We start from the raw sequence: 18,684 nt of genomic DNA on the forward strand, positions 1-18,684 counted from the left end.
TCGGAAGCCGGCACACAAGAGGTCCGAACCGGCCAGCTTCGCTCCGCGAAAAGCGGGTGCGCCCACGCCGGGGCGGCGCGCACACTGACCTGGTGATCGACATCACCGCAGAACTCGTACGCGCCCTGGTCTGTGCCCAGTTCCCCGAGTGGGGCGACCTTCCGGTGAGACCCGTCGAGCGTCAGGGGTGGGACAACCGCACCTTTCGGCTCGGGGAGGAGCTGACGGTCAGGGTCCCCAGCGCGGAGGGCTATGTGGCCGCCGTGACCAAGGAGGACCGGTGTCTGCCCGAGCTGGCCGGACATGTGCCGCTGCCCGTGCCGGAGCCGGTCGCCGTGGGCCGGCCCGGGGCCGGGTATCCCTTCTCGTGGTCGGTGCGGCGATGGCTTCCGGGGGACACGGTCGAGGTCGCGGCCGACATCGACCGGACGCGACTGGCCCGCGATCTCGGCGGGTTCCTGACCGAACTGCGCAAGGCCCCGGTCGGGCGGGGACCGGCGGCCGGGCGGCACTCTTACTTCCGCGGCTGCCATCCCAGCGTGTACGGCGACGAGGTCGAGGCGGCACTGGAGAGGCTGGCGGGCCTCGTCGACGTCGCGGCCTGCCGGGCCGTCTGGGCGCAGGCGCTGACCTCCGCCTGGCCGTTCTCGCCGACGTGGTTCCACGGTGACGTCTCGGTTGGCAATCTCCTCGCCACGGACGGCACCCTCTCCGCCGTCATCGACTTCGGCTCCTCCGGCGTCGGGGACCCCGCCTGCGACCTCGTCATCGCCTGGAACTACTTCACCGGCGAGGAACGGAAGGTCTTCCGCGAGGCGGTCGGCCTGCCCGACGACGCCTGGCGACGGGCGCGCGGCTGGGCGCTGTGGAAAGCGCTGGTGAGTACGGCCGGGCTGTCCAGCCCCGACCCGGAGGGACGGCAGCGCCGGGTGCTCGACCAGGTGCTGGACGACGCGGTCGTATAGGACAGGACCCGACCTACCAGGGGCCTACCGTGCACAGTATGACCACTCCCGAAGCCGCGGAGGCCCACGCGTTCCCCGACGCCGACCACCTCGACGCCTGGTTGACCTCCCACCCCGCCCCGCCCTCCGGCGGCCTCTGGGTCAAGGTCGCCAAGAAGGGGGTCGGGATCACTTGTGTCGGTGCCGCTGAGGTCAATGACGTGTCCCTCTGCCACGGCTGGATCACGGGCAGCCGGCGCCGCCTCGACGCGTCGTACTTCCTGCAGCGGATCACTCCGCGCCGGCCGGGCAGCCACTGGTCGATGGTGAACGTGCGGCGGGTGGAGGAGCTGACCGACGCCGGACGGATGAGGCCCGGCGGTCTGACGGAGGTGGCCGCGGCGAAGGCCGACGGACGCTGGGCGGCGGCGTACGAGTCGCAGCGGAACGCCGCCGTCCCCGAGGACCTCACGGCCGCGCTGGAACGAAGCCCCCGTGCCAAGGCCGCTTTCGAGGCGCTCGGCAGGACGGAGCGGTACCTCGCCATGCTCGGCGTGCTGCGGGCCCGTACACCGCGGAGCCGGGCGGCTCGCCTGGCGGCGACGGTCGCGCGGCTGGAGAAGGCGGACGCGTGAAACGCCCGGGTACGGACATGCCGAGCACCCGCCCTCGTCCACGGGGGAGCCGGAGGGCGGGTGTGCTCGGTGCGGTGGGAACGGTTCGGCGTCGCGCCGAGGCTCACGCGTTCCGGATCGCCGAGACGTCGAAGCTCAGTTTGATCTTGTCGGACACCAGGACCCCGCCCGTCTCCAGCGCCGCGTTCCACGTCAGGCCCCACTCGGAGCGCAGGATCTCCGCCTTGCCCTCGAAACCGACGCGCTCGTTGCCGAAGGGGTCCTTCGCTGCGCCGTTGAACTCGAGGTCGATGGTGAGCGGCCTGGTGGTGCCGAGGATGGAGAGGTCGCCGGTGATGCGGTAGTCGTCGCCACCGAGGGCCTCCGCCTTGGTGGAGCGGAAGGTCATCGTCGGGAACTCCTCCGTCTTGAAGAAGTCCGCGCTCTTCAGGTGACCGTCACGGTCGGCGTTGCCGGTGTCGATGCTGTCCATCCTGACGTCGAGGGAAGCGGTGGACCGGGACGGGTCCGCGCCGTCGAGGTGCAGGCTCCCGGAGAAGTCGAGGAAGCCGCCCTTGACGTTGGTGACCATGGCGTGCCGGGCCGTGAAGCCGATCGTGGTGTGGGACGCGTCGATCGTGTAGTCGCCGGTCAGCGCGGCGAGGTCGGGGTTGACCGCGGAGGCGGTCGCCGTGGCGATGGTGGTCTCGGTGGTCTTGTCGCTGCGGCCGAAGATACCCATGACGTGCTCCTTGCGCGATGTCGTTCAACGTTCAACAAACTCAACACGGCCTACCGTAGGTCTATTCCGTTCAATATTCAACCGTGTTGTGTGAGTGACCGGTGCGTCGCGTGCTGTTGATCTCCGCCTCCGGCGGTGATAGACGGGATGAGCATGACCCCGACCCGCCGTGCCTTCCTGCTCTCCGCCGCGGCCCTGACGACGGCCACCCCCACGGCACCCGCCGGATCCACCGCATACGCCGCCGATGCCGAGCGTGCCGTCGGCGACGCGTACGACGCCCTCCGCCGCCGCTGGCTCACCATCGCGCTCGGCGCCGGCTACGACCCCACCGCCGAGCCCTACGCCACCCGCCTCCGCGAGACCGGAGACCTCGCCCACGCGTTCCGGGCGGCCATGGCCCCCACCGACGGCTCCCTCTGGCCGGGGCACCCCTTCGACCCACCCGCCGGGATCACCCAGAGCTACAGCCGGCTCTGGACGATGGCCCAGGCGTACGCGCAACCGGGCACCGGCTCGACGGGCGACCCCGCCCTTCTCGCCGACATCCTGCGCGGCCTCGACCACCTCTCCGCGACGGTCTACAACCCCTCCACCACCCGCTACGGCAACTGGTGGGAGTGGCAGATCGGCAGCCCCCGCCTCCTCATGGACATCGTCGCCGCCCTGTACGACGAGGTCACGCCCGCTCGCCGGGCCGACGCCTGCGCGGCCGTCGACCACTTCGTCCCCGACTCGGCGCTCCGCGACTACACCGGCACCTCCACCGGCGCCAACCGGGTCGACCTCTGCCGCTCGGTCGCCCTGCGCGGCATCCTCGGCCGCGCCCCCGAGAAGATCGCCCTCGCCCGCGACGCCCTCTCACCCGTCTTCCCGTACGTCACCCAGGGGGACGGGCTGTACGCCGACGGCTCGTTCGTGCAGCACACGTGGGTCGCCTATACGGGAACGTACGGGCAGGTCATGCTCGATGGACTGGGGAGGCTCTTCGCGCTGCTGGCCGGGTCCGCGTGGGAGGTCACCGATCCGAACCGGCGGATCATCCTCGACAGCGTAGAACGCGCGTACGTGCCGCTCCTCCACGACGGGCTGGTCATGGACAGCGTCAACGGCCGTGCCATCAGCCGGGGTTACCTGAGGAGCGACGACCGGCACCTCATGCGCGGCGATCACTTCCATGGTCAGGGAATCATCGCCGCGATCGCCCTGCTCGCGCTCGGCGTCGACGCGAGCAGGCGCGAGCGGTGGCACGGGCTGATCAAGGGGTGGATCGCACGCGACACGGTGACGCCGATCCTCACGGCCCGGCAGTTCGACGTCGCGGACCTCACTCGTCTGCACGCCGTCGCCGCCTCTCCGGTGGCCGCGGCCCCCGAACCCGTCAGCCACCGCCTCTTCGCCGCCATGGACCGCGCCGTGCACCGCCGTCCGGACTTCGTGGTGAACATCGCCATGGCCTCCGACCGCATCGCCCACTACGAATGCGGCAACGGCGAGAACCCACGCGGGTGGCACACGGGCGCCGGGGTGACCCTGTGGTGGGCGGAGGGGCACGGTGGCCAGTACACCGACTGGTTCTGGCCGACCGTCGACTGGTACCGGCTCCCCGGCACGACCGTGTCCACCAAGCGGCTCGCCCCCAACGCGGGCGGCGAATGGGGAGCGCCCAGACCCGCCGTCCGATGGGTGGGCGGCACCACGGACGGCGAGTACGCGGCCATCGGCCAGCACCTCGAGGGGCTCGGCTCCACCCTCCAGGCCCGCAAGTCGTGGTTCTGCGTCGCGGACGCGGTCATCTGCCTGGGGGCCGGGATCACCTGCACGGACGGGGTGCCGGTGGAGACGGTGGTCGACAACCGCAACCTGGGGGAGCCGGGCGATGCCGGTCCCGGGGAGACCGGCGCCCCAGGGGAGCCACCCTCCCTCGTACGGAGCCGGCGCTGGGCGCACCTGGAAGGCCATGGCGGCTGGGTCTTCCCGGACCCGCGCGGCGGCACACCGCGCACCCTCCGCGAGGACCGCACCGGAGCCTGGTCCGACATCAACGCCGCCGGTACGGCCGAACGTCGCACCCGGCGCTGGCAGACCCTCTGGCTGGACCACGGCACCGACCCGGTGAACGCCACGTACGCCTATCTGCTGATGCCCGGCGCCTCCCGACACGCCGTCGCGGCCCGGTCCGCCGACCGGCGCTGGTTGTCGATCTACGCCAACGACAGCGCCTGCCAGGCCGTCCGCGTCCCCTCCCTCGGACTGACGGCGGCCAACTTCTGGCAGCCCGGTACGGTGGGCCCGCTGACCGCCTCCGCCGGGGCGAGTGTCCTGGTACGCCGCCGTGGGAGGACCGCTACCCTCTGCGTGAGCGAACCGCCGCGCACGGGTGAGCCCTTGGAGATCACCTGGCGCGGACCGGTCCGCGCGGTGGCCGGGGCGGACGACACGGTCGAGGTCCTGGCGGCGACGGCCGGCCGACTACGACTGCGCGTCACCCCCGGCACGGCCTGCGCCAGCCACACCTGTGACCTGACTCTCGCCTGAGAGGACCGTCATGACTTTGTACGACCCCGACAAGCCCCACACCCCCTGAGCAGTCGGTTCGACTGCATGCCGGCACGGTTCTGTTCAGGGGTACCAGGAAAACACGCCGGAGACTGTACGGAGTCGACGGACCGGTTTGCGCGCGCGGCTTCGTATGGTCGCTACATGACCGTTTTGGATGAGGCACCGGGTGAGCCGACCGACGCGCGCGGGCGAGTGGCCGAACTGCACGAGATTCGTGCCCAGGCATTGGCCGGCCCGAGCGAGAAGGCGACCGAGGCGCAGCACGCCAAGGGCAAGCTGACCTCCCGGGAGCGCATCGAGCTGCTGCTGGACCCGGGCTCCTTCAACGAGGTCGAACAGCTTCGCAGGCACCGGGCGACCGGATTCGGTCTGGAGGCCAAGAAGCCGTACACCGACGGTGTCGTCACCGGCTGGGGCACGGTGGAGGGCCGCACGGTCTTCGTCTACGCCCATGACTTCCGCATCTTCGGCGGCGCCCTGGGCGAGGCCCACGCCACGAAGATCCACAAGATCATGGACATGGCCATCGCGGCGGGCGCGCCCCTGGTCTCCCTGAACGACGGCGCGGGCGCCCGTATCCAGGAGGGCGTCTCCGCCCTCGCCGGGTACGGCGGCATCTTCCAGCGCAACACCAGGGCCTCCGGTGTCATCCCGCAGATCAGCGTGATGCTCGGCCCGTGCGCCGGCGGCGCGGCGTACAGCCCCGCCCTCACCGACTTCGTCTTCATGGTCCGCGAGACCTCGCAGATGTTCATCACCGGCCCGGACGTCGTCAAGGCGGTCACCGGCGAGGAGATCACCCAGAACGGCCTCGGCGGTGCCGACGTGCACGCCGAGACCAGCGGCGTCGCGCACTTCGCGTACGACGACGAGGAGACCTGCATCGCCGAGGTGCGCTACCTGCTGTCGATGCTGCCCCAGAACAACCGTGAGAACCCGCCGCGCGTCGAGCCCTCCGACCCGGTGGACCGCCGCAGCGAGGTCCTCCTCGACCTGGTCCCGGCCGACGGCAACCGGCCGTACGACATGGCCAAGGTCATCGAGGAGATCGTCGACGACGGCGACTACCTGGAGGTCCACGAGCGCTGGGCCCGCAACATCATCTGCGCCTTGGGCCGCCTCGACGGCCAGGTGGTGGGCGTCGTCGCCAACCAGCCGCAGTCGCTGGCGGGCGTCCTCGACATCGAGGCCAGCGAAAAGGCCGCGCGCTTCGTGCAGATGTGCGACGCCTTCAACATCCCGATCATCACTCTTCTGGACGTCCCCGGCTTTCTGCCCGGCGTCGACCAGGAGCACGGTGGAATCATCCGCCACGGCGCGAAACTGCTCTACGCGTACTGCAACGCGACCGTGCCCCGGATCTCCCTGATCCTGCGCAAGGCGTACGGAGGTGCCTACATCGTCATGGACAGCCAGTCCATCGGTGCGGACCTCACGTACGCGTGGCCGACCAACGAGATCGCCGTGATGGGCGCCGAAGGTGCCGCCAACGTCATCTTCCGGCGGCAGATCGCCGAGGCCGAGGACCCCGAGGCGATGCGGGTCCGCATGGTCAAGGAGTACAAGGCCGAGCTGATGCACCCGTACTACGCGGCCGAGCGCGGCCTCGTCGACGACGTGATCGACCCGGCGGACACCCGCGCGGTCCTCATCCGCTCCCTCGCGATGCTCCACACCAAGCACGCGGACCTGCCGTCCCGTAAGCACGGCAACCCGCCGCAGTAACCCGACGGTTCCTTCCCGGTACCTCTGCGGAAACCTCTCTCACGGAGACTGACACCCATGAAGCTGCCTGATATTCGCGTCGAGAAGGGCCACGCCGAGCCCGAGGAGGTGGCCGCGATCACCGCGCTGCTGCTGGCCCGAGCGGCCGCGCGGCCGGCCGAGGCCACTCCGGTCCACCGAGGCCGTCTGCGCGCGGGCTGGCGCCGCCTGGAGCGCGAGCCGGGCTTCAGGGCGCCGCACAGCTGGCGCTGAGCCTTGGCTTGAAAGGGCCCCTTCCGAATGGAGGGGGCCCTTTGGCGTGTGGGTCGCGAGCAACCCCCACCGGGCCGCGGCCGACATACGACGAAGGGGACCCCCTCCCGTGAAGGAAGAGGGTCCCCTTTCGTACTCGGCCGGGCGCCGCAGGCCTACCGCAGGCGGGCCATCAGCGCGTGCTCGACCAGGGTGATGAGCGCCGACTTCGCATCGGACCGATGCCGCGCGTCCGTCGTGATGATCGGGGTGTCCGGACCGATCTGGAGCGCCTCCCGGACCTCGTCCGGGTTGTACGGCTGCTGGCCGTCGAAGCCGTTCAACGCGATCACGAAGGGGAGGCCGCTGTTCTCGAAGTAGTCGACGGCGGGGAAGCAGTCGGCGAGCCGGCGGGTGTCGACGAGGACGATCGCCCCGATGGCGCCACGCACCAGGTCGTCCCACATGAACCAGAAGCGGTCCTGACCGGGGGTGCCGAACAGGTACAGGATCAGGTCCTGGTCCAGGGTGATACGGCCGAAGTCCATGGCGACGGTCGTCGTCGTCTTGTCTCCGGTGTGGGTGAGGTCGTCGATGCCCGCGGACGCGGACGTCATGACGGCCTCGGTACGCAGCGGGTTGATCTCCGAGACGGCCCCGACGAACGTGGTCTTGCCCACGCCGAAGCCACCCGCCACCACGATCTTCGCCGAGGTGGTGGAGCGGGAAGGACCGCCGCTAGAGCTTGCGAAGTCCACTGAGCACCCTTTCGAGCAGTGTCACGTCTGGCTGGCCGCCGGCGTTCTCGTCGCCGCCGGGCTGATGGATGGCGACCAGGCCCGCCTCCGCCAAGTCGGCGACGAGGATCCTGGCCACGCCGAGGGGGATGGTCAGGAGCGCCGAGATTTCGGCGACCGACTTGATCTCTCGGCAGAGGTTGCAGATCCGCTGATGCTCGGGCAACTGGCCCTGCATCTGGTGCGGCTGCGCGGTGGTGTGCACCAGCGCCTCGATGGCGAGCTGGTAGCGCGGCCTGGTGCGACCGCCCGTCATGGCGTACGGGCGCACCAGGGGGTTGCTCGCCCCTCCGGCGGGGGCCGGTTCAGGGGCGCGGCGTTGCGGCTGCACGGGCTGGATGCGCGGCGCCGGCGGCTGGTCGTACGGCGAGGGGCCGGGGCCCTGCGGTGCGTACGGCTGCTGGCGGCTCGGTGCGGAGGGGAAGTTGTACCGGTTCTGGTCACCCTGGCCCGGCCCCTGGCCAGGGTAGGACCAGTTGCCCGACGATGAACCGCCTGGGGGTGTTGCCACGTTCTCTCCTCCTCCGACTGTGCTGGCATCCATGGCTCATTGGAAGCCGCGTCCCGAAACCTTACGGCCCCGGGACGCCAAAACGCACCGTCTGTCTGTTAGTTGAGCAGGCTGCCCTGGAGCTCCGCACGCAGATCGGGCGTCAGCACCGTGCCGGCGCGGTCCACCAGAAGGGCCATCTCGTACCCAATGAGACCGATATCCGCCTCAGGGTGCGCGAGGACGGCGAGTGACGAACCATCGGAAATGGACATGATGAAGAGGAATCCCCGCTCCATCTCCACAACCGTCTGGTTGACGCTGCCACCTTCGAAGATGCGGGACGCACCCGCGGTCAGGGAGGTCAGACCCGACGCGACGGCCGCAAGCTGGTCGGCTCGGTCGCGCGGAAACCCTTCGGACATCGCCAGAAGGAGTCCGTCGGCGGAGACCACCACCGTGTGCGACACCCCGGGGGTGTTGTCCACGAAATTGGTGATCAACCAGTTCAGGTTCTGTGCCGCCTGGCTCATCGGGCTCACACTAACGCTCCTGGTTGTAGGTGCTGTCAGGACCACTGTGGTGATTCCTAGTGGCCTGGCCGTTCGTTTCACTGCCTGCGTTGCGCCCACGTTGGACACCCCGGCGCAGGTTGCTCAGCCTGCCCCGGACGTCCTCGGGAGCACGGGAGATCTGTGGACCTCCCTGAGGGGTCGTCTGGGCGGCTCCCTCGACCAGGTTGGCCTTGGGCACCCGCCTCGGCAGGCCGGAGGAGGTGACCCCGCCCGCCTTGGGCTTCTTCAGCTGGGAGGCCTGCTGCCAGCGCTCGTCGTTGGCCGAGCGCCAGTCGCCGTTCGGTCCCCCGGCCGTCGTCGGCTGGTCCTGGGCCACATCCTGCCGTCCGTTCACGGCGCCCGCGCTCGTGCCGCCCGCGCTCGCGGTGGAGCCGCGGCGGGGCAGGCCGGCGTCGGTCAGCGCGTGGCCGGCGGAGGGAGTGGATCCCGGACGGTCGAAGCCTACGCCGTCCGGCTCCGTCACGTCAGCGGCCTGCGAAGATTCCGGTTCCGGAGCGTACTCGGAGCGGTACGGGCTCTGGTAGTCCTGCTGCTGCGGCCAGTCGTCCTGATAGGACTGCTCTTCGAAGCCCGAGTACGTCTCCGGGGCGTTCGCGGCGGTCGCCGCGTGGTCCTCCTGGACGGGCTCCGCATAGGCGGGCTCGGGGTAACCGCCGGTAGCGGTGAACGCGTCGTTCCCGCCCGGCAGATGCCCGTTGCCGCTCTCCACGCCGTCCGGCCGGCCGAAGTACGCCTCGTCGTACGACGGCTGCTGAGGCTCCTCGTACGCAGTCTGCTGGTCGTACGACCGCTGCGGGTCCGCATAGGCCGTCGCGCCGTTGTCGTAGGACGGTTCGGGCGCCTGGAAGTCGTCGCCGTAGCGCGGCACCTCACCTGCGGGAAGCTGCGGGTTGTGGTGCGTCTGGGCCTCCAGGGCCGCGCGACGCTCCTCGCGTATCAGGGAGCGGCCCACGGGGTCCAGCTCGCGGATGTCGTCCGGGACCTCGTAGCGGCTGTCGTCGAAGCCCAGCTCGGCGGCGGTCCGCATCGGGGCCACGGCCGGCTGCTGGAACGCGTGCTGCTGCTCCGGGATGATCTGCGACACGGTGAACTCGTCGCCCTGCGGCTGCTGCAGATCGCCACCGCCACCGTGGGTGATGACGTCGGGGAGCATGACCAGCGAGGTCGTACCGGCCTGCTCGCCCGAGGGGCGCAGCTGCACGCGGATACCGTGCCGGTCGGACAGCCGGCCGACCACGAACAGACCCATGCGCTGCGAGATCGCGGCGTCCACGGTCGGCGGGTTGGCCAGCTTGTGGTTGATGTCCGCGAAGTCCTCGGCGGTGAGGCCGATGCCCTTGTCGTGGATCTCGATCATCACGCGGCCGTCGGGGAGACGGGTCGCGGTGACACGGACCTTGGTCTGCGGGGAGGAGAACGTGGTGGCGTTCTCCAGGAGCTCGGCCAGCAGGTGCACGAGGTCGGTCACGGCACGGCCGTGGATCTCTGCCTCCGGGACACCGGACAGCTCGATGCGCTCGTACTGCTCCACCTCGGAGGAGGCGGCGCGCAGCACGTCGACCAGCGGGACCGGCTGGTCCCAGCGGCGGCCGGGCTCCTCGCCGGCGAGGACCAGGAGGTTCTCGCCGTTGCGGCGCATACGGGTCGCCAGGTGGTCCAGCTTGAAGAGGTTCTCGAGCTGGTCCGGGTCGGCCTCGTTGTTCTCCAGGTCGGTGATCAGGGTGAGCTGGCCCTCGATCAGCGACTGGTTGCGGCGCGAGAGGTTGGTGAAGATCGCGTTGATGTTGCCCCGCAGCAGGGCCTGCTCGGCGGCGAGCCGGACGGCCTCGCGGTGGACCTGGTCGAAGGCGCGGGCGACCTCGCCGATCTCGTCCGTGGAGGTGATTGGGATCGGTGCCACCCGGGTGTCGACCCGGCCGGGGTCGGTGCGCGAGAGCTGGTCGACCAGCATCGGCAGGCGCTGCTCGGCGATGCCGAAGGCGGCGTTGCGCAGCTGGCGCATCGAGCGGCTCATCTGGCGGGCCATGATCCCGGCGAGGATGAACGCGGCGAGCAGGGCGACGATGACGATGGCGCCGTTGATGTAGGCGTCGCGCTGGGCGTCGGAGGCGATCTGACCGGCCTCGGACACCGCGCGGTTGATCAGCTCGGTCTCGACCTCGCTGTAGCCCTCGAACTTCAGCGTGGAGGCCGCCATCCAGTTCTGGTAGGTGACGCCCTGCTTCGCGAGGTCCTCGGGCGAGGCACCGCTGCCGATCGCCTGGATCATCTTCAGCATGGTGTCCGGCGGCGCGACGTAGTCCGGGTCCTTCGCGGCGGCCTCGGCCGCCTGCTTCTTGCCCTCTTCGGTCTTCTGCGCCATGACCGACTCCAGGCGCGCGGCGTCGGCCTCGGTGCCGCCGGAGACGTACTCCTGTACGGCGATGTTCTCCAGGTACGCGTACGAGGTGAACGCGGTGACCTGCTGACGGAAGACCCTCTCGTCCTCGCTGGGCCGGACCAGCAGGTGGGTGCCGATCGAGCGCTGCAGAGAGGCGGCGCCCTTGGCGAGCGTGACCGCGTAGACCGTACGGCCGTACGCGGTGATGTTGCCGGTACCGAGGCCGAGCTCGTTGGAGAACTCCGCCAGGAGGTGCTCGACGGTGACGTAGCCCTCTTCGGTCTGTACCGGGTCGGCTGCCCGGGTGAAGGCGGTCTGCCGGAGCTTCTCCAGCGACGGCTCGGCCTCCTCCACCAGACGCAGACGGCGCTCCAGGCCCTGCCCGGCGGGCATCCCGACGACCTCCGTGTGGAAGGCGTCCGCCTTCTCGTCGGTGAAGGCGCGGGCGTCCTTGACGACCTCGCTGTCCCGGTCGCCGTCCAGCAGCGGCTGGGCGGAGAGGTCACGCTCGTTGAGGAGGGCCTCCGCGTAGACACCGGCGGCGGCCACGATCTTGGCGACCTTCTCGGCGTCCCGCGCCTCCTGCCAGGTGTCGATCGAGCCCTTCACCTGGAAACCGCCCATGACCAGGCCGACCAGCACGGGTATGAGGAGAATCGCGTTCAGGCGGGTGGGTACACGCCAGTTGCGCGGGGAGAGACGACTGCCGCTGGGCGCGGACGCTGCCGACGGCTCCGGTCCGGTCACTTGTGCGGGTGCCGCTCCGCGCGGCGGCGGGGTGAAGTTGCCCCGCGCCGACGGCTCGGGACCTTTCTTGCTTCGCCTCACTCGACCAACAACCTCTCGGCGCCGGCACCTACGTCGTGCCGCGGGTGACTCCACGCCCTAGTACGTCTTTGACTAATGGGCAGTTCAGGCATTCCAGCACGTCACGCTGAGGACTTCCAAACACTGGGAGGCAACGATTCCGCGTGATGTAAGTCCCAGATAAAACGGTCATAAAGAGCGAGCCCCAGCAAAAAGCGGGTCCCTTGTGAGCGCAGCGGCACCGATCGACCGCGACGCGTGGTCGTACCACCCTATTTCTCTGTCGAAACGTTATGAACACCGAGGCCGACCGTGTCAAAGGACACAGCCGGCTTCGGTGTAACTACGACAACTGCCGTATGACGTTGTGGACTTGAGTCCTGTTTTAGGTCCAGGTACGGCTTTTTGTGCCCCCTGGCCTAGCGCAGCCGCGCCATGAGCGCGTGCTCGACGAGGGTGATCAGGGCCGACTTGGCGTCCGCGCGGTGGCGGGCGTCCGTCGTGATGATCGGGGTGTCGGGCCCGATCTGCAGAGCCTCCCGCACCTCGTCGGGCGTGTACGGCTGGTGCCCGTCGAAGCCGTTGAGGGCGATGACGAAGGGGAGCCCGCTGTTCTCGAAGTAGTCGACGGCGGGGAAGCAGTCGGCGAGCCGGCGGGTGTCGACCAGGACCACGGCCCCGATGGCGCCACGCACCAGGTCGTCCCACATGAACCAGAAGCGGTCCTGACCCGGTGTACCGAAGAGGTACAGGATGAGGTCCTGGTCGAGCGTGATGCGGCCGAAGTCCATGGCGACCGTGGTGGTCGTCTTGTCCCCGGTGTGGGTGAGGTCGTCGATGCCCGCGGACGCGGACGTCATGACGGCCTCGGTACGCAGCGGGTTGATCTCCGAGACGGCCCCGACGAACGTGGTCTTGCCCACGCCGAAGCCGCCCGCCACCACGATCTTCGCCGAGGTGGTGGCCCGTCCCGCTTCAGAGCTTCCGAAGTCCACTGAGCACCCTTTCCAGCAGAGTCACGTCCGGGGCACCACCGGCGTTCTCGTCGCCGCCGGGCTGGTGGATCGCGACGAGTCCGGCCTCGGCGAGGTCCGCGACAAGGATCCGGGCCACGCCGAGCGGCATGGACAGCAGGGCCGAGACCTCGGCCACCGACTTCACCTCGCGGCACAGGTGGCAGATCCGCTGGTGCTCGGGGAGCAGCCCCATCAGGTGCGCGGGGTCTGCCGTCGTGCTGATCAGCGCCTCGAGGGCGAGCTGGTAACGCGGCCGCGTCCGGCCACCGGTCATGGCGTACGGCCGAACCAGCGGCTGGTCGCCCTCGTCTCCGTACGGCTCTGCGTACGGATCGTGAGGAGCGGTGGGCGGGGTCATTGATCCTCCGAGCGGGACAGCAAGTCGGTCAGTCGAGCCGTCTGACGGGGGCCGGTGGGGGGACTGTGGCGGCCGGACGGTGATGTGGTGAGTTCTGTGGATCCGCAGGCGTCAGTGGAGCAGACTGCCTTGGAGTTCGGCGCGCAGGTCGGGCGTGAGCACAGCGCCCGCGCGGTCGACCAGCAACGCCATCTCGTAACCGACGAGGCCGATGTCGCACTCGGGGTGGGCGAGGACGGCCAGGGAAGATCCGTCGGAGACGGACATGAGGAAGAGGAACCCGCGTTCCATCTCCACCACCGTCTGGGCCACGTTCCCGCCCTCGAAGATCCGGGACGCCCCGGCCGTGAGCGAGGTGAGCCCGGAGGCGACGGCGGCGAGCTGGTCGGCACGGTCGCGAGGGAAACCTTCCGACATCGCCAGAAGAAGACCGTCGGCGGACACGACGACGGTGTGGGACACCCCGGGGGTGTTGTCCACGAAGTTGGTGATCAACCAGTTGAGGTTCTGTGCCGCCTGGCTCATCTGGCTCAACTAACGCTCCTGCTGGTGAGTGGGGCTCGGGAAGCTGCCGGTCTGGCCGGTACCGGCCTGTCGACCCTGCGCGATGCCCCGACGGAGATTGGTCAGCCGGCCGCGAACGTCGTCAGGCGAACGCGAGACCTGCGGACCGGTTTGGTGCTGTTGCTGCTGAGCCGTGCCCGGCACGAGGTTCGCACGCGGGACCCGACGCGGGAGGCCGGAGGTGGTGACCCCGCCCGCCGACGGCTGACGAACACGTTCTGCCTGGCGGACCAGGTCGTCGTTGGGTGTGCTGCGCCAGCCCGAGGAGGCGGGCGCGGCAGGGGGCGCCGGACGCTGGGGAGCGGCCGGAGCCTGGTGGGCGGGAGCGGTCGGCTGCTGCTGCGCGGGACCGACGCCCGGCTGCTGCCCGTTCTGACCGCCCTGACCGCCCTGACCGTGGAACCAGTTGGTCTCCAGCGTGTCGTACAGCGGGGTACGGCCGTCCATCGGGCCCGTGGCCGGCGGCAGCGCCTCCGGCTCCTGAGGGCGCGCGGGGCGCTGCGGGGGCACCGGCGGACGCTGCGGCGGCACCGGGGGACGCGGGGCGCCGAAGTTCTCGCCGTTGACCTGCGGCCGTTCGAACTGGCCGGTGTCCTGATGGTTCTGGTGGGTCGGGGCCTCGAACCGCCCGGTGCCCCGGCCGTTCTGGCCGGATGTGCCGAACTCGCCCGAGTCCTGCTGGTTCTGTCGGCCGGGTGCCCCGAACTGCTCGGTGTCCCGGGGGTTCTGCCGCCCCGGCGCCGGGAACTGACCGGTGCCGGAACCGTCGTAGCCCGGCGTGGCGAACTGGCCGGTGGACGACGGGTCCTGCGCGCCGCCGCGGGACGGGCCCGTGGGCGCCGGCGGAGCACCGGCCCCGCCGAACACGTCGGAGCGGACGTAGGACCCGGTGCCGTTCTGCGGGGTACCCGCGCCGGGGCGCCGGCTGTCGAAGTCGGCACGCGGGGAGGGCGGGAAGTCCGCGGGCGAGCCCGGACCCTGGTGGGGGTCGATGCGCGGCATCGGAGCGGTGACGTCCGGCTGCTCCTCGTGGCCGCGCGGGGCGTCCAGCGAGGCACGCGGCACCGGCGGCTGCGCGTTGTCGTCGCTCCAGCTCGGCCGCGCCGGGGAGTTGCCGCCGGGCAGTTCGGCGCGCGGGCCACCGCGGCCGGGCAGCTGCGGACGGCGCCTACCGGAACGTTCCTTGCCCTGCTTCGGCGGCACGGCGCCGGGGCCGCTCTCGGCCCCGCCCGGACGGCCCGCACCGGCGTCACCGGGGCCGCCGGCCGGGCGCAGGCCCGACCCGCCGCCCGGGAAGCCGCTCTGGCGTCCGGAGTCGTCGAAGCTCTCGAAGTTCATGGGGCCGCCGGTCCCTGCGGCCTGCAGGCCCTGCGGGGCACCCGGCGCCTGACCGCCGCCGAACCCACCGGCACCGGCACCGGCCGGAGCCGGTCGGCCGCCCTGCGGGGGCGCCGGCGGACCGCCCTGCGGGCCACGCGGCCCACCGGGGTTTCCGAAGCCGCCCGGACCGCTGGGGTTGCCGGGCAGCGCGGCGCGCGGACCCTGGCCCGCGCCGACCTGCCCACGCTGCGGCGCGCCGCCCAGGAGTCCGCCACCGGCGGAGGGGCCACCGCCGAGCGGCGGTCCCGACTGGTTGCCTGCCTGACGACGCGCGGCGGCGGCACCGGCCGCGGCCTGCGCGGCGGCCGGACCACCGGTGGAGGGACCACCCTGACCGGGCTTGCCCGGGGTGGGCTTCTTGTTGCCCTGCGCCACGTCGACGGGGAGCATGACGAGCGCGGTCGTACCGCCCGAGTCGGACGGACGCAGCTGGATACGGATGCCGTGCCGCTGCGACAGCCGGCCGACCACGAACAGACCCATGCGGCGGGAGACCGAGACGTCCACGGTGGGCGGCGAGGCGAGCCGCTCGTTGATCGCGGCGAGGTCCTCGGGGGAGAGACCGATACCGGTGTCGTGGATCTCGATCAGCACCCGGCCGTCGGGCAGCGCGTGACCGGTGACCTTGACCTTGGTCTGCGGCGAGGAGAACGAGGTGGCGTTCTCCAGCAGCTCGGCGAGCAGGTGCACGAGGTCGTTGACGACCCGGCCGGCCACTTCGGTGGTCGGCACGGACGCCAGCTCGATGCGCTCGTACTGCTCCACCTCGGACGCGGCGGCGCGGAGCACGTCGACCAGCGGGACCGGGCGGGTCCAGCGGCGGCCGGGCTCCTCACCGGCGAGAACGAGGAGGTTCTCACCGTTACGGCGCATGCGCGTGGCGAGGTGGTCGAGCTTGAACAGCGAGGAGAGCTGGTCCGGGTCGGCCTCGCGGGACTCCAGTTCGGAGATGAGCGACAACTGACGCTGGATGAGGCCCTGGGAGCGGCGCGAGAGGTTGGTGAACATCGCGTTGACGTTGCCCCGCAGGAGGGCCTGCTCGGCGGCGAGACGGACGGCCTCGCGGTGCACGTCGTCGAAGGCCGCGGCCACCTGGCCGATCTCGTCCCGGGAGTGCACACCGACCGACTCGACGGAGGTGTCGACGTCCTGCGGGTCCGACTCCGACAGCTGCTTGACCAGCTCGGGCAGCCGGTCCTGGGCGACCCTGGTCGCGGTGTCCTGCAGCCGCCGCAGCGAGCGGATCATGGACCGGGCCACGACGAAGGCGCCGACCAGGGAGACACCGAGGACGAGCAGGATCAGCGCACCGGAGATGATCGCCTCTTGCTCGGCGTCGGCACGCAGATTACGAGCGGTCTGCTCCATCTGCTCGAGGAGCGATCCCTCGATCTTCTTCATCTGCTCGATCTTGGCCGAGGAGTCGTCGGTCCAGTCCTTGTAGGACCGCTTGTCCTGGCCGCCCAGACCGCCGGCACTGGCGAGCACGCGGTCCGCGTAGACGTCGGCGGCCTCGATGGTGGGGCTCGCGTCGTCGATCGGCTTGGTGAGCTCTTCGGCGCCGTCACCGTAGATGTCGGAGAAGGTGCTGCGGTCCGACTCCTCGTTCGCCAGGGCGGAGTTGGCGTACAGCCGGTCGTTCTCGGAGAGCGAGCCGTTCTTGTCGTCGGTCTCGGGCAGGGCCGCAGCGATGACCGCGCGCTGGATCGAGGCGTACTCCTTGGCGGAGGAGAACGCCGCCAGGGCACGCGTGCGCTTGATCATGTCCGGGTTGCTGGTGGCCTCGGCCATGTCCGTGGAGAGGTCCAGCAACTGGGTGATCAGACGGTGGTACGCCTCGACGGTCTGCGTGGAGTTCTTGGGGTCCGCGTAGGCGTTCTTGCGGATGCTGCTGAGGTTGTACAGCTCGCGCACGACACGGACGAGGCTGTCGCGGACACCGGGCAGCTTCTCGGTGGTGCTCGACGTCTCGGCGGCCTGGGTGGCGTCGGTGAACTGGACGCGCGCCTGGTCCGTCTTCTCCCGGGTGCCCTTGACGGTGAAGTCGGCGGCGTCCACACCGTGTGTGAGGGGACCGGCGGACAGGTCGCGCTCCTGCTGGAGCGCGGCGGCGAGCTCGGTCGCCTGCTTGGTCATGTCGGTCAGCAGCCGCATGTTGTCGAGCTGCTGGATGTCGTCGACGTTGTCGCCGATACGCAGGGCGCCGAGGGAGGTCGCCGCCACCACGGGGAGGGCGAGCAGCGACACGAGACGGGTCGAGATGCGCCAGTTGCGCAGCGCTATTCGAGAGCCGGCGCTTCCGGCGCCGGCCTTGCTGCCGCCCTTGGGCTTCCCGGGCGGCGCGGAAGGAACTGACGCGCCGGGGCGCCCGGAGCGCTCACCGCCGTCGCCGATCTCCGCCGGACCCGGGTTCTGGGCGTGCTGGGGGGAGGAACCGTTACCGGTTCCGTTGTGTGGCTCCGGCTCCGCCGAAGCGCTGCCATCCCTCTTGAAACGTCCCTGCACTAGCGTCGCAACCTCTGGACCAGGCGTCCCACCGCGTGAACGGCGGGACGGTGTCGGCGTCTTCGGGGGCGCCCTGAATACGTCCCCATTGATGGTCGTGAGTGACCGGCGCTGGCTCCCCCTTCCACCGCCGCCAGGCGCTGCTGTTGCGCCCCTGCGCGCCGGCACGATCCGGCGGCGGTCCGTGGAATTCCAGCACAGTGCCGGACCTGCAACAAGGCCAATGGGTAACGGTCTGTTCACTGTGACAGCACGTGAGGGGCATGTCACCGCCCGTGGAGCGGATTCCCTCCCATACCGGACATACTCCGGCGAACCACCGCTGCGGACAGGGTGTCCCAGTCGCCATGATCAGGAGCGGAATGAGGGCTTCAGGTCGCTGATGTCCGTTTTGCGGGGGCGCGTTGGTGGCTTGAATTGTCCGGTTTGCCCATGAGTGAGTGAGCAAACTCACATGCCGATCATGCCTTCTTCGCGACTTGACCCGGGAATCGGATGTTTAGCCTGACGCTTTACAGGGATGGCGAATCCGACAACCCGCGCTTCGCGGACGGCCCTTGCGGTCCGCCCTGCGCCCGTACACGACGAGGTCTCGAACAACCGTGAAGACGACGACGATGTTCCGCACCATAGCCAACCCCCGGCGCACCACGCTGGCCCACCTCGCCGACGCCGAGGAACTGCGCACGCCGGAGCAGGAGCACTCCGTCGACCTCCCTTCCCAGACCGCCAACCCCCGCCGGACGGTCCTGGTGACGGTCCCGGGCAGGGCGGCGGAGTAGTCGCACGTCCAAGTACGCGCGGAATCCGCCGGCCGCTCAAGTCGGTTCCTGTGAAAAATCAGTGGGTTTCCCGCGTGCGAACCCGAAGGGGGCCCCGCCCCCCCCCGGCGCCCCGCCCGGTGGCCCCCCCCCGGATTGGCGGGGCGGGCCCCCCCCGCCGCGGGATGCGGGGGGGGGCGCACACAGCCCCCGCCGGTGAGGGGGGGCCGCAA

At 70.4% G+C, this 18,684-nt stretch carries 15 protein-coding genes; 6 read left to right on the plus strand and 9 right to left on the minus strand.

Annotated elements, in window-relative coordinates:
• Positions 1-92: 92 nt before the first annotated feature.
• On the plus strand, positions 93-965 hold the full coding sequence (locus tag ACFY9I_RS26800; protein ID WP_391005880.1) for a phosphotransferase: 873 nt from the start codon (positions 93-95) through the stop codon (positions 963-965).
• A 38-nt stretch (positions 966-1,003) separates the two neighbouring features.
• Entirely contained in the window at positions 1,004-1,579 is a 576-nt protein-coding gene (locus tag ACFY9I_RS26805) for a YdeI/OmpD-associated family protein (RefSeq protein WP_391005883.1), read from the plus strand.
• Between the two features lie 103 nt (positions 1,580-1,682).
• On the opposite strand, the gene ACFY9I_RS26810 is transcribed toward ACFY9I_RS26805, so the two are convergent.
• Positions 1,683-2,300, minus strand: coding sequence for a YceI family protein (locus ACFY9I_RS26810; RefSeq protein WP_391005885.1), 618 nt, complete (start codon positions 2,298-2,300; stop codon positions 1,683-1,685).
• Between the two features lie 147 nt (positions 2,301-2,447).
• Between ACFY9I_RS26810 and ACFY9I_RS26815 the strand changes: the two genes are divergently transcribed.
• From ACFY9I_RS26815 to ACFY9I_RS26825, 3 genes are all read left to right on the plus strand, one after another.
• A complete protein-coding gene (locus tag ACFY9I_RS26815; RefSeq protein ID WP_391005888.1) occupies positions 2,448-4,838 on the plus strand; it encodes a polysaccharide lyase family 8 super-sandwich domain-containing protein in 2,391 nt (796 codons plus the stop codon).
• Between the two features lie 165 nt (positions 4,839-5,003).
• Positions 5,004-6,587 carry a carboxyl transferase domain-containing protein gene (locus ACFY9I_RS26820; protein WP_391005890.1) on the plus strand — a complete coding sequence of 528 codons (1,584 nt, stop codon included), beginning with the start codon at positions 5,004-5,006 and terminating at the stop codon, positions 6,585-6,587.
• Positions 6,588-6,644: 57 nt separating this feature from the next.
• Entirely contained in the window at positions 6,645-6,839 is a 195-nt protein-coding gene (locus ACFY9I_RS26825) for an acyl-CoA carboxylase epsilon subunit (protein WP_391005893.1), read from the plus strand.
• Positions 6,840-6,994: 155 nt separating this feature from the next.
• Here ACFY9I_RS26825 and ACFY9I_RS26830 read toward each other — a convergent pair whose 3' ends face one another.
• From ACFY9I_RS26830 to ACFY9I_RS26865, 8 genes are all read right to left on the minus strand, one after another.
• Positions 6,995-7,576, minus strand: coding sequence for an ATP/GTP-binding protein (locus tag ACFY9I_RS26830; RefSeq protein WP_013000463.1), 582 nt, complete (start codon positions 7,574-7,576; stop codon positions 6,995-6,997).
• Positions 7,557-8,126 (minus strand): DUF742 domain-containing protein, encoded by a 570-nt coding sequence (locus ACFY9I_RS26835; RefSeq protein ID WP_391005897.1) that lies wholly within the window; start codon positions 8,124-8,126, stop codon positions 7,557-7,559. The genes ACFY9I_RS26830 and ACFY9I_RS26835 overlap by 20 nt, the downstream gene beginning before the upstream one ends.
• Before the next feature lie 98 nt (positions 8,127-8,224).
• Positions 8,225-8,638: a roadblock/LC7 domain-containing protein gene (locus ACFY9I_RS26840; protein ID WP_004983065.1), complete on the minus strand. Its 414-nt coding sequence runs from the start codon at positions 8,636-8,638 to the stop codon at positions 8,225-8,227.
• Between the two features lie 10 nt (positions 8,639-8,648).
• Positions 8,649-11,888 (minus strand): nitrate- and nitrite sensing domain-containing protein, encoded by a 3,240-nt coding sequence (locus ACFY9I_RS26845; RefSeq protein WP_391005900.1) that lies wholly within the window; start codon positions 11,886-11,888, stop codon positions 8,649-8,651.
• 398 nt (positions 11,889-12,286) lie between these two features.
• The gene (locus tag ACFY9I_RS26850; protein WP_239757449.1) at positions 12,287-12,862 is read right to left on the minus strand and encodes an ATP/GTP-binding protein; all 576 of its coding nucleotides are present in this window, start codon (positions 12,860-12,862) and stop codon (positions 12,287-12,289) included.
• Positions 12,843-13,241 carry a DUF742 domain-containing protein gene (locus tag ACFY9I_RS26855; protein WP_086754757.1) on the minus strand — a complete coding sequence of 133 codons (399 nt, stop codon included), beginning with the start codon at positions 13,239-13,241 and terminating at the stop codon, positions 12,843-12,845. The genes ACFY9I_RS26850 and ACFY9I_RS26855 overlap by 20 nt, the downstream gene beginning before the upstream one ends.
• A gap of 111 nt (positions 13,242-13,352) precedes the next feature.
• Positions 13,353-13,766: a roadblock/LC7 domain-containing protein gene (locus ACFY9I_RS26860; RefSeq protein WP_003973453.1), complete on the minus strand. Its 414-nt coding sequence runs from the start codon at positions 13,764-13,766 to the stop codon at positions 13,353-13,355.
• 9 nt (positions 13,767-13,775) lie between these two features.
• Positions 13,776-17,690, minus strand: a complete 3,915-nt coding sequence (locus ACFY9I_RS26865) for a nitrate- and nitrite sensing domain-containing protein (protein ID WP_391005903.1) — start codon at positions 17,688-17,690, stop codon at positions 13,776-13,778.
• Between the two features lie 602 nt (positions 17,691-18,292).
• Between ACFY9I_RS26865 and ACFY9I_RS26870 the strand changes: the two genes are divergently transcribed.
• Positions 18,293-18,472, plus strand: coding sequence for a hypothetical protein (locus ACFY9I_RS26870; protein WP_391005906.1), 180 nt, complete (start codon positions 18,293-18,295; stop codon positions 18,470-18,472).
• Positions 18,473-18,684: the final 212 nt, after the last annotated feature.

Origin of the sequence: Streptomyces sp. NPDC012510, assembly GCF_042955065.1 — a bacterium.
In the GTDB taxonomy this organism is placed as follows: domain Bacteria; phylum Actinomycetota; class Actinomycetes; order Streptomycetales; family Streptomycetaceae; genus Streptomyces.